The 9,989-nt window shown below is 67.6% G+C and carries 12 protein-coding genes and 2 pseudogenes; 6 read left to right on the top strand and 8 right to left on the bottom strand.

The features are described 5' to 3' along the window. Positions 1-247: 247 nt before the first annotated feature. Positions 248-1,096 (top strand): alpha/beta hydrolase-fold protein, encoded by an 849-nt coding sequence (locus AB0E62_RS39580; protein WP_362205860.1) that lies wholly within the window; start codon positions 248-250, stop codon positions 1,094-1,096. 201 nt (positions 1,097-1,297) lie between these two features. Continuing rightward, entirely contained in the window at positions 1,298-1,444 is a 147-nt protein-coding gene (locus tag AB0E62_RS39575) for a hypothetical protein (protein WP_362205857.1), read from the top strand. Positions 1,445-1,933: 489 nt separating this feature from the next. On the opposite strand, the gene AB0E62_RS39570 is transcribed toward AB0E62_RS39575, so the two are convergent. From AB0E62_RS39570 to AB0E62_RS39560, 3 genes are all read right to left on the bottom strand, one after another. Then, on the bottom strand, positions 1,934-2,803 hold the full coding sequence (locus tag AB0E62_RS39570) for a hypothetical protein (RefSeq protein WP_362205854.1): 870 nt from the start codon (positions 2,801-2,803) through the stop codon (positions 1,934-1,936). A gap of 39 nt (positions 2,804-2,842) precedes the next feature. Then, a complete protein-coding gene (locus AB0E62_RS39565) occupies positions 2,843-3,049 on the bottom strand; it encodes a hypothetical protein (protein ID WP_362205851.1) in 207 nt (68 codons plus the stop codon). Positions 3,050-3,671: 622 nt separating this feature from the next. Further along, positions 3,672-4,523, bottom strand: a complete 852-nt coding sequence (locus AB0E62_RS39560) for a LysR substrate-binding domain-containing protein (RefSeq protein ID WP_362205848.1) — start codon at positions 4,521-4,523, stop codon at positions 3,672-3,674. Positions 4,524-4,604: 81 nt separating this feature from the next. Between AB0E62_RS39560 and AB0E62_RS39555 the strand changes: the two genes are divergently transcribed. The 3 genes from AB0E62_RS39555 to AB0E62_RS39545 all read left to right on the top strand — a co-directional run bounded on the left by AB0E62_RS39555 (position 4,605) and on the right by AB0E62_RS39545 (position 6,423). Next, positions 4,605-5,099: a cupin domain-containing protein gene (locus AB0E62_RS39555; RefSeq protein ID WP_362205845.1), complete on the top strand. Its 495-nt coding sequence runs from the start codon at positions 4,605-4,607 to the stop codon at positions 5,097-5,099. 172 nt (positions 5,100-5,271) lie between these two features. Beyond that, on the top strand, positions 5,272-5,631 hold the full coding sequence (locus AB0E62_RS39550) for a DoxX family protein (protein ID WP_362205842.1): 360 nt from the start codon (positions 5,272-5,274) through the stop codon (positions 5,629-5,631). A gap of 243 nt (positions 5,632-5,874) precedes the next feature. Beyond that, positions 5,875-6,423, top strand: coding sequence for a DUF4262 domain-containing protein (locus AB0E62_RS39545; protein ID WP_362205839.1), 549 nt, complete (start codon positions 5,875-5,877; stop codon positions 6,421-6,423). Between the two features lie 133 nt (positions 6,424-6,556). Here the strand turns inward: AB0E62_RS39545 and AB0E62_RS39540 are convergent. From AB0E62_RS39540 to AB0E62_RS39520, 5 genes and pseudogenes are all read right to left on the bottom strand, one after another. Beyond that, positions 6,557-7,501, bottom strand: a pseudogene (locus tag AB0E62_RS39540) (transposase); the annotation flags it as partial. Positions 7,502-7,637: 136 nt separating this feature from the next. Further along, positions 7,638-8,060 carry a transposase family protein gene (locus AB0E62_RS39535; RefSeq protein WP_362205836.1) on the bottom strand — a complete coding sequence of 141 codons (423 nt, stop codon included), beginning with the start codon at positions 8,058-8,060 and terminating at the stop codon, positions 7,638-7,640. Between the two features lie 346 nt (positions 8,061-8,406). Further along, positions 8,407-8,940 carry a GNAT family N-acetyltransferase gene (locus tag AB0E62_RS39530; RefSeq protein ID WP_275677047.1) on the bottom strand — a complete coding sequence of 178 codons (534 nt, stop codon included), beginning with the start codon at positions 8,938-8,940 and terminating at the stop codon, positions 8,407-8,409. A 250-nt stretch (positions 8,941-9,190) separates the two neighbouring features. Further along, positions 9,191-9,364, bottom strand: coding sequence for a hypothetical protein (locus tag AB0E62_RS39525; RefSeq protein ID WP_362205833.1), 174 nt, complete (start codon positions 9,362-9,364; stop codon positions 9,191-9,193). Beyond that, positions 9,361-9,807, bottom strand: a pseudogene (locus AB0E62_RS39520) (conjugal transfer protein TraA); the annotation flags it as partial. The pseudogene AB0E62_RS39520 and the gene AB0E62_RS39525, both read right to left, overlap by 4 nt. Between AB0E62_RS39520 and AB0E62_RS39515 the strand changes: the two are divergent. After that, on the top strand, positions 9,785-9,989 hold a 205-nt coding region (locus tag AB0E62_RS39515; protein ID WP_362205863.1), incomplete at its 3' end, for a hypothetical protein. The pseudogene AB0E62_RS39520 and the gene AB0E62_RS39515 overlap by 23 nt on opposite strands.

Raw genomic sequence — 9,989 nt, 5'->3', positions numbered from 1 at the left:
TGAGACTTCGAACACCTCACCCAACGGCGCAGGGGCCCTGTCCGTTGCGGGCACCGAGGCCATCACTCGATCGGTGGCCCCGCTGAAAACGCTCACTCAGCGATGAGCCCGCCGACGTGGGCGTGTCCATTGCGACTGTGCACGCCCCGATCTTGGCCTTGCACCACTGCCGGACCCGCTCATCTTGCTCGCGATCACGAAAATTCCCTTGCGGCCAAGGGTGGTGATCGCCCTACGGTTGCTCCCCGTGACCATTGAGATGCCCTACCAGCCGCTTCCGATCGACCAGTCGAACGTGCGCTACGTCCACGGACCCGATTCCGCTCTGCAGCCGGGCGTGCCCGCTGGCGAGACGGTGGAGTTCGACTGGAGGGACAGCGAGGTCTACCCGGGAACCTTCCGGAAGTTCTGGGTACACGTGCCAGCACAGTACGACCCAGCGGAACCGGCCTCCTTGATGGTGTTCCAGGACGGATGGTGGTACTTGGACCCCGCCGGGGAGGTACGCGGCGCGATCGTCCTGGACAACCTCATTCACCGCGGCGACATCCCCGTCACCATCGGCGTGTTCGTCGGTCCTGGCGTCTTCCCCAACGCAGAGAACCCAAAGAACCGCAACAACGAGTACGACGCCTTCGATGACCAGTACGTCACCTTCCTCCTCACCGAGATCATCCCGCAGGTTACCGAGCGCTATACCATCGCACGGTCGCCCGAAAGGTGGGGCATCTGCGGCGGGAGCAGCGGCGGCAACTGCGCCTTTACCGCCGCGTGGCTGCGTCCGGACAAGTTCCGCCGCGTCATCGGATACCTGTCCAGCTTCGCGCAGATGCCGGAAGGCAATCCCTATCCAGACCTCATCTCCCGCGTCCCCCGCAAGCCGCTGCGCGTCTTCATACAAGGCGGCCACCGCGATCTGCACTGGAATGAGCCACGGCGGAACTGGCTCGCCGAAAACCTGCGTGTGGCAGCCGCTCTCGCTGAAGCGGGCTACGACTTCCGCCTTGTCCTAGGAGACGGCGGACACAGCCCCAACCACGGCGGAGTCCTGCTTCCTGACGCTCTGCGCTGGCTGTGGCGGCCCAACGCGGGTTGATCGATACCTGCTCATGCAATCTGGCGCCGACTGCGAAGGCTCGCTGACAGCTGAGAGCAGCTCACACTGTCGAGACCAGTTGGAGGCCTGGAACCCGCGGGCTACTCTGCCGTCAAGAGCCCAGCCAGCCTCCGGTTCCAGGGATTTCCCCTCCAGGAATCCACGAACCCGTCGGCTTGGCGCAGGGTCGACTTCGACCACATGGTCCGGCTCGGATGGGTCCGCTCCCCGCAGTCGATCGAGGTCCGCTTCGGCACCAGCCGGGCCGGAGCCGTCGACGTCGCTCTCTACACCACCGCCTCCGTCGACGGGGTCATCCCCGCCCACCCCGAGGTCGACTGGGAGTAGCTGCGCACGGTGGAGAAAGGCCGGCGCTCCCCGCTCGCCGCGCTGGCGAAGCAGGCCGCCCCGGCCTGACCTGTTACCACTGTCCGGTGACGCCGTCTCTCTCCGGTGGGTGGGGTGGCGTCGCCGTGCCAGGGGTCAGGCGGAGCGGTGGAAGAGGACGCGGCCAGGCCAGTTCGGCGTGTTCGGTGAAGATCTGGCGGAGGAGGTCGGCGTCGCTGGCGGGTAGGGGCTGGCCGAGCCGCTGGGCAACGTTGCGGTGAAAACGTAGTCCAGCGCCGTCGCCCACAGCGCCGAGGAGGGTCGACCACAGAGGGCTTTCGGGATCGCAGCGACGGACCAGCGCGCAGCCCACGCACTCCCCCGCCTCTGCCGCCATCGCATCAGCGGCCTGTTCGCCATACTCCGCGACGGACCCTTTTACGAGCCGTGGAGTCCTCGAGCCACTTGACGAAGAACTCAAAGACACCCCGGCATGACACGAGGGAAGCGTTATTCGACCCGTCGTCGCCACTCCCCGTCTTCATCGTCCCAGTAGACGGTGACGGTGCGTCCCCGCGGGTCAGGGGCCGCGAGGGTTTCCAGGTCTGCCTCGCTCAGTTTGCGCAGCGCGTCATCGGACGGGCGGCCTCGCATCTCCAACCACGTGTTGGCGACGCTGTCGCCTGTCACGTGCAGTGTGGGGCCCGTGCGCCGTTCCGTGAGCTCCTGGGCATTCCGTCGCAGCGCGCGAGCGAACAGTTGTTTGACCATGGCGTAGACGTCACTGGCTGCCATAGAGGCGATGTTCTGGACGAACGGCATGACAGCGGCCGTAGCCACCGCGGCAGCTATCGCTTCTTCCGACAAACGGGCTGCCACATCAGGAGTCGCCCACTCCGGTCCCTCCGCTGCCCGTGCAGTATCCAGCGCGGCACGGGCGCGTTCTGCCAGTGCCCGGTCGTCGGCCGTTACGGGTTGCAGCTCGCGCAGGACCTCTTCGAGGTCGTGCCAGCTTTGAGTGCATCCCAGGTCGATGGCGCGGCAGTGCCATGTGATGGCGGCAATGGGGTCGGAGCGTTCCCACCGTGCCAGCTCGTCGGCTGCCAAGCCGTTCCCATCCCGTGCGAGAGCGACGAGAAGCTCCTTCGCCTCGGCCTCCCGCCCCGATGGCCACGAACGCATTTCGCGCGCGAGCTGGAGAATTCCTCCGCTTCCCAGGGACCGTAGCCAGCGTTCGGCTTCCGCCTCGTACCGGGAGTCAGTCCGTGCGAGCAGGGCCAGCGTGTCGGCGGTGAGAGCTACATTCTGTCCTGTCTCGGCCAGCGGGATCAGCCACTTCAGCAGTTCTTCCGTGCGCCCACGATTGATGAGCCACGTCACGATGGCCTGGGGGTGGTGGACCTTGAGGTAGCGCAGCCATCATTCGGCTTCCGCCTTGTGCTGCGGGTCGGTTCGCGCGAGCAGCTCGCACGCTTCTGCGATGGCCTCTTCCACGTTGAATCCACTGCCGATCAACGGCATCAGCCACTTCAACGCCTCGTGTGCATGCCCCTGTTCAAGAAACCACTTGCCCAGGATTCCCTGGAAAAGCCTGTCTCCCCTTTCCGCAGGATTTCGGTAGGCCAAGGGTCCCTTTGGCGCAGGTTGTGGGCTAGTCACTCTTCCCCCTTTTTTGAGTTCTCGTCGGACGGGTGGCCTGGGTTGGCGAGGAAGCCGGTGACGGCGAGGGCCGCCACCAGGCTGCCGGGTGACGACGCTGACAATCGCAGCGGATATGGCCAGGCACCACTGCCGGCCGGGTACATCACGCCGTACGATCGTCTGTCCCGTCTCAAAGCTGCACACCGCGCTCCCCCCTCCCCGCTGCGGTCGGATTCTTCGGCTCGTGGGTCTCCATCTCAAAGCCGACGAGGCGCCTGAGCAAGCCTCCTCTGGGGAGGAATACCCAGGAGCCACCGCCGACTGGCCCACATGAGGTGCTGCGGTGAATGCCTAAACACTGACGCCTGAACGGGTGCAAAAACACCGCCAACCAGCGAACCAAGGGAGGGTCGTAGGCGACAGCGCCCGCCGGGTAGCCGTCAGGTTGTGTCGCCGGAGTAGTAAAAGCGGCAGCTGACGCCGGGCCCGGACGTGCGTGGCTTTGTTCACGAGAAGTGACAGCAGATGTTCACCGTTTCGGGAGGCGGTCACGAGGGCTGCGGTGTTCGATTGGTTCACGAGCTGCGGTAGCACGAGTTGCCGGTGCTCAGTGGCGGTACGCGGCTGCCGCGATCTCGATGAAGGATCGGATCAACGGATTGGTGTCACCTTCGTTCCACACCGCCACCACTCGGCTCGGCGCCATGTCGATCAGCGGCACCGCGGCCAGCTCCGCGGGCAGGTCGTGTCCGAGCGGGGCCAGGCCGACCGTGCCGTTCCACAGCACAGCCTGCAGGCATTCCTGGACGGCACGCACCACTGGTCCCTCGCGCGGTCTCCCACCGTTCCAGTACGACTGCCAGATGGGGTCGGTGCCCTGCGGGAACTGGAACCAGCGGCGGTCATGCAGCTCGGCCAGCCGCAGCCCATCGCGGCGGGCCAGTGGATCGTCGGCGCGCAGGACCACGCCGACCGGATCGGTCCGCAGCGCACGCATCGTTAGGGCGGTCTCATCGAACGGCGCTCGAGTCAAGGCGACGTCGACCAGTCCGGCGCGCAGCCCACACGTCGGGTCGGTCAAATCGGTGTCGCGGATGCGGATGTCGATGCCGGGGTGGCGTCGACGGTAGGCGGCGGCCAGCCTGGCCACTCCCGGGTCGGTGCCGTCACCCAGGATGCCGACGGTGATGGTCGCGACACCGGCCGCCGCGCTCACGCGTACCCGGACGCGATCGGCATGGTCGAGTAGGGCTCGCGCCTCGTCGAGCAGCACCCTGCCCACCGGAGTGAGGGTGACTCCGGTGGGCGAGCGGGCGAACAGCAGAGCCCCGACATCGGCCTCCAACTGCTTGATCGCCCGGCTCAGCGGCGGCTGACTCATATGCAGTCGGGTGGCGGCCCGGCCGAAGTGGAGTTCCTCGGCGACCGCCACGAAGTAACGCAAGGTCCGCAGCTCCACGCTGCAACGATACCCACGAGGTATCGGCTCTGCGAGATGGGTCTTGGACACCGGCAGCGCCCCGGCGGTGCACTCGTGAGCATGACCGAAGAAACCAAGACCAGCGAGCCGCAGGCCGACCCCGCCGTATCTGTGGTGGGTCCCGACGACGGCGAGACCATCGTTCTGGGTACCACGCGCATGCGCGTTCTGGAGGACGGCAGCCACACCGGGCACCGCCTCGCAATCGCCGAGTCCGTCCTCGCCCCGCACACGCAGGGTCCGCCGCAACACCGTCACGCCCGACACGACGAGGGCTTCTACGTCCTCTCCGGGACTGTGCGGTTCACCGTCGGGGACGAGGACTACGACGCCACCTCAGGAACCCTCGTCATGGTTCCGCCCGGCACCCCGCACACCTTCGCCAACCTGACCGACCAACCCGCCGTCATGCTCAGCACATTCACACCCGACCTGTACGTGCAGTACTTCCGAGACCTTCAGGCGGTGCTCATCGGCGGCCAGCCGCTGACGCCACAGGCCAACATCGACACGATGAGCCGCTACGCGACACAGCCCGCCACCGGCCTCACCTGAAGCCGACAGGACGGAACGGCCCGGCCGCCCTCCTTTCGCCTCTGGGGCCATGGCGCGCTCCCGTCTCGCGTCCGAACCCCTCGGACGACGGACCGGCCTTCTCCAGGGGCTTCCCTGGCACTCGACGCAATCGACACGCCCCCGCAAACCGGGGCCCTCGTGAACGGGAACCATGAACATCGCCTACTGGATCGTCGCGGGACTGCTCGCGATCTTCTACTTCTACGCAGGCACGCTGAAGGTGATCCGCAGCCGCGATCAACTCCGACCGATGATGGCTTGGGTCGACCGCATGCCCTTGCCCGCCCTCAGGGCGCTGGGGGTGGTCGAAATACTTGGCGCGACCGGCCTGATGCTGCCACCGCTGACCGGCACCGCTCCTTGGCTGGCGTCGGCCGCAGCCATCGGCTTCGTACTCCTGCAGGCCGGTGCGATCGCCGTTCACCTGACCGGCGAAGACCGCCAAATCACACTCAATGTCGGACTCACCGCCACCGCGGCCGTGACCGTCTGGTTGGCCACCAGGCCGTGATCGTGGCTCGGTCCTCGACCGGCGGAGGCGACTGCTCGGCCAGCCGCCTCACGGCCGCCGTCACTTCTCATGAACATCGAACAGCCGCCGTCCACGCGCTGCCCGATGAGGCGGACATCTGCTGTCGAAACTCGGTTCTGGCACAGATCCTGGGGAGCCGTCGCGGAGGGTGACGGAGCCGTTCGAATGAGGGGTCCAAACCCCGGTTGCTCGACGTGAATGCTCACCTCGTACCCTCCGCACATGACTGCTGATCCGTTCCACTGCCGCTGCGTCCTCTGCCATGACTACGGCGACCGGGACGAAGCGGACCGCATGGATCAGACGGTCATCGAGCACGTGCAGCAGCACGGATGGCACGTCGTGATGGTTCCCGAAGACGAGATCGGGCCTGGATTCGCCTACACGATCGGCCTCGCGCACACTCATGGCGGGTCTGAACTCGCCATGTTCGGTCTCGATGTCCACGCCATGCACCGCATGCTCAACACTCTCGGAGAGAAGTCCGCCGCGGGCGAAGCACTGGCGGTTGGCCAAAGCCACTTCGATGTTGTCGTCGGGCATCGGGTCGCGCTCAGGCAGGTTGATCGCGGCTGGTACCGGACCTTCTTCGGGCAGGCCATCGGGTTCTACCGGCGACCGCCTCTCCCTGTACTGCAAGTCGCGTGGCCTGATACCGAGGGCCGTTTCCACTGGGATGAGCAGGCTGACGAGAGGCATCGCGAGTCACAGCCTCAGCTGTGGCTGCCTCCGAGTGACCATCCTGTCGGAATCTGGACGACCGAACTCTGATCTCAAGGGGCCGGGAAGCCGGCGGGCCGGCACCCAGACGGATGCACTGCTGAAGCAAGATCATCTTGCGTGGAAGTTCGAATCCGGCACGGCCGTAGAGCTGTCTCTTGATCTTTTTGATGCGGTTCACAGCGCCCTCGATGCTGCCCGAGCTCCAGTCCAGAGTGAGACCGGCGGTCACGGCATCGAGGTCGCGGAGCAGGTGGAGTGCGAAGCCGGTGAGCCCGGGCAGCTGGCTGGCGTCGACGGCGTCGATCCAGGCGGGGAGCGTGGCGCCGAGGCGGCGGGTGAGTACCTCGCCGAAGTCGCGGACGTGTCCGGCAGCCGTTGCCAAGCCGGGACAGCGGGCCAGGACATCCTTCAGGCCGACGCGGTCCCCCTCGCTCAGGGCGGTGGGGCGGCGGGTCAGCCAGCCGGTCACCTGCCGGACCGTCGGCGGCCGCGACGGTGCAGTGGACGGAGCCCCTCGCAAGCAAGGTGGCGATGTGGGCGCGGACCATGCCGTAGGTGACGGGTGCCTGCTGGGCGACCAGCTCACCGTGGAGCCGCGTGACGCTGGTGCATCCCTCCGTGAATCGTCGTTCCAGGTAGAGCTTGTAGGGGTCCAGCCTGCTAGGCCGGGGCCGGTTCTCGCGGACGGTGTCCTGCCAGCGCGCGGCGTTCGCGTATCGGAGCACGGTGTTGAGGCCCCAGCCCAGGTGCCGGGCGATCGCCCGGCGTGAGTGGCCCCGGGCGAGCATCTCGTGGACCAGGGCATGTGCTGCCTACTTCCGTTCGGCCCGCCGGCCACTGGCGCCGCGCTGTCCTGCGGCCGACCGGAAGCCAGCCGGGTGGTCTCCGTCAGGATGCCGCTGAGAGATGGATTCCTCAGACAGTCGCGATGTGTGGCGACGCAAGTCTCCACGGCCCGGCCGAGACCCTGCCACAGATGGAACCGGTCGGCGACCTGCAGAGCCTCGGGGGCACCGCGCCGGGCACCCTCGGCATATGCGCCCGCCCGGTCCCGGCAGATGATCTCCACGCCGGGGTGGCGGCTCAACCAGGCGGCCAGCGGCCCAGCCTCACGGGTCGGGAGCACGTCGACCACGCGATGGTCTTCGACGCTGGTCAAGACGGTGGAGGCTGGCCGCGGCGGACCGCGAAGTCGTCCACGCCCGGCACGCGCGGAGTACCGAACTGCGGATCGGGCAGTGCCATGACCCTCCGTAGCAAAGTCATCCGGCCGGCTCCGAAGCCCAGCTGGGCTGCCAGTCGGGCGCCAGCCCGCCCGGCCAGCGCGAGTCCCACTCGCTCCAGGGCGTGGTTGAGCCGAGTGGTGAACCGTGCGTGCGGGGCAGCCAGCTGCGAGAACGGCTCGGCGAACGTCCGGCGCGGGCATCCCCCGCCCCGCAGATGAAGCGCCGGACCGTCAGCCGGATGACAAAGCCCTTCTCAGCGAGTGGAAGGTCCTTCAGCCTGCGCTGGTAGCGATCGTGGACTCGGTCCGAAAAACGGCCGCAGTCCGGACAGGCAGAGCCGGCGGCACGGCCTCTCGCCGCCACCTCAACCGTGCCGAACGCGGCTGTGACGGCCTCGACATCCACATCGTCGATTCCGTTGAACACCAGCGAGTCCCAGAACGGTGCATCGGTCTGCATGACCAGCACCATCACCGGCCACAACCGGCTGCAGCGGCGGCGGCAGGGACCTGAGGGAGCGTCAATTCAGATCGCTGGACGCCAGGGCGTACGCGGTCTCACGCGAGCCCGTCTCCTCGCAATCGAACGGCGGGGTAACGCGCCGAGACGATTCCCCAAGATCTGTGCCAGCACCGAGTTTGGGAGGCACCCCGAACCACGGTCGGGTGATGTTGACGAGTTTGGGAGGCACCAGGGCCCTTGCCAGGGCAGCATCGGGATGCTCTTGGTGAAAGGTGCTGGTCATGCCGCAGATGTCGAAGGTCGAGCTGTACGCGGCGATCCGGCGTGACCATCGCCGGGTGTGTCAGAGCCGTCTCGTGGTGAACAAGGTGGTCCCGTGCACCGCGTCCACTTCCTTCCGATCGGTCTCGGTGAATCCGACCTTGGCCAGCACTCGGCGAGAAGCGGTGTTCCAGTCCCAGACCGTGGCCCATAGACGTTCGTACCCAGACGATCGCGCCCATTCCAGAACCGCCAACGAGGCCTCGGTCGCGTATCCCTGACGCCAAACTCGGCGTAGCAGCTCGAATGCGAGTTCCGGTTCCCCTACGGATCCTCGCCCGCTGTCGACCAGGCCGCAGTAGCCGATGACGTCACGAGAGGTTTTCCGTTCGACCGCCAGCAACCCGGTCGACCACACCTTGTTGGTGCGGATCGAATCCTCGAGCTCCGCGACCGTGGGGTGTCCGTCCGTGTCGATTCGGCGGTGCGGCGGCACTCGTGGATCACGTTCGGTCCACAGTTCACGCTGGACGACAGCCTCGGCCACCCGCCAAGGTCGCAGCAGCAGGCGACTCGTCTCGAGTGCAACCTCGCTGTCCGGCGCGCCAACTGTCATGACTGCAACCATCTCATGGGCGAACGTGCTGTCGTGCCACGGGGCGCGGACGGCAGTGCCGTCATTTCGCCTCGACATCTCCGAGCTCGTTGATCACTGACTGCCTCCGGAAACCGTCGACAAACGCTGTCCCTGGACATCAACGAAGCCACCCGGGCATACCCGCGCGCGGCCGCGTTGCCGACCCGGTTCCGTCGGGACCAGTACCGGCGCGACTGCCCGGCGGCAAGGCGGCGCCGTCCGGCGGCCTTCAGCCGCCCCGGCGGTCTCCGGCTGGAGGCCGCTTCCGGACCGGCTGCCACCCCAGCGATTCACCGGACTCGGGCTCCTGGTCCTCGCCGAGCGCGGCAGCCATCTGCTCGCGGGCCGCACGGGCGCGGGCGAGAGCTTCGTCCGGGTTGGGCTGGTCTTCCAGGGTGCTCACGTGACTCCTCCAGTGGGGTTCCGGCCCGGTGTGTGCTGCCCGGGCTGCTGGGTGTGCGGCGGCTGTGCCGTCGCCGGGGCGGGCCGCGGCCTGGGGCCGTGGGTGACGGCGCGCTCGCGGATGCCGTCCTGGAGCTCGGCGGCGACGGCTTCGAGCGTCCGGCGGATCTGCTCCACCGTGTCGACGCCGGTCTCCTGCTCCAGGAGGCGGCCGGCCTTCCGGCCGGTGCGCAACGGCCGCGGGCGCGGCCTCGAGGCGGCGGGCACGGCGACGGGGTGCGGCCGGGGGCGGGAGCCCAGTCGCTCCGCTCGCCGCACCGCGTGGACCCGGGCGGCCAGTGCGTCGGCGGCGAGGCGGGCCCGCTCGTACGGCGGAGCGGTCCGGTTGCGGGTCAGCGGACGCAGCACGGCCTGGTCCTCAATGTCACGCGGGCAGAGGGTGCGCCGCCGTGGCCAAGCCGCCCGATCACTCACCCTGACGCTGCGGTTCGCCGGCGGCACCACGTGGGAGAGGACGTCGACGCCGAGGAGCGACTACCTGCGCACCGGCGAGACGTGGACCGACCACTCCCAGATGTCGTCCATCACCGTCAACGGCAAGACCTACGCGGGCCAGTACGGTTCCA

The sequence above is a fragment of the Streptomyces sp. NPDC038707 genome (assembly GCF_040636485.1).
Classification (GTDB): Bacteria; Actinomycetota; Actinomycetes; order Streptomycetales; family Streptomycetaceae; genus Streptomyces.
Note: the sequence above shows the minus strand (reverse complement) of the source record. Positions and strands in the feature narration are given on the sequence as shown.

Excerpts from the sequence above, each read along its gene's own strand:
- AB0E62_RS39575 (WP_362205857.1), top strand. The coding sequence starts at position 1,298 with ATGGTCCGGCTCGGATGGGTCCGCTCCCCGCAGTCGATCGAGGTCCGC.
- AB0E62_RS39555 (WP_362205845.1), top strand. The coding sequence starts at position 4,605 with ATGACCGAAGAAACCAAGACCAGCGAGCCGCAGGCCGACCCCGCCGTA.
- AB0E62_RS39550 (WP_362205842.1), top strand. The coding sequence starts at position 5,272 with ATGAACATCGCCTACTGGATCGTCGCGGGACTGCTCGCGATCTTCTAC.
- AB0E62_RS39545 (WP_362205839.1), top strand. The coding sequence starts at position 5,875 with ATGACTGCTGATCCGTTCCACTGCCGCTGCGTCCTCTGCCATGACTAC.
- AB0E62_RS39535 (WP_362205836.1), bottom strand. The coding sequence starts at position 8,060 with ATGCAGACCGATGCACCGTTCTGGGACTCGCTGGTGTTCAACGGAATC.
- AB0E62_RS39530 (WP_275677047.1), bottom strand. The coding sequence starts at position 8,940 with ATGACAGTTGGCGCGCCGGACAGCGAGGTTGCACTCGAGACGAGTCGC.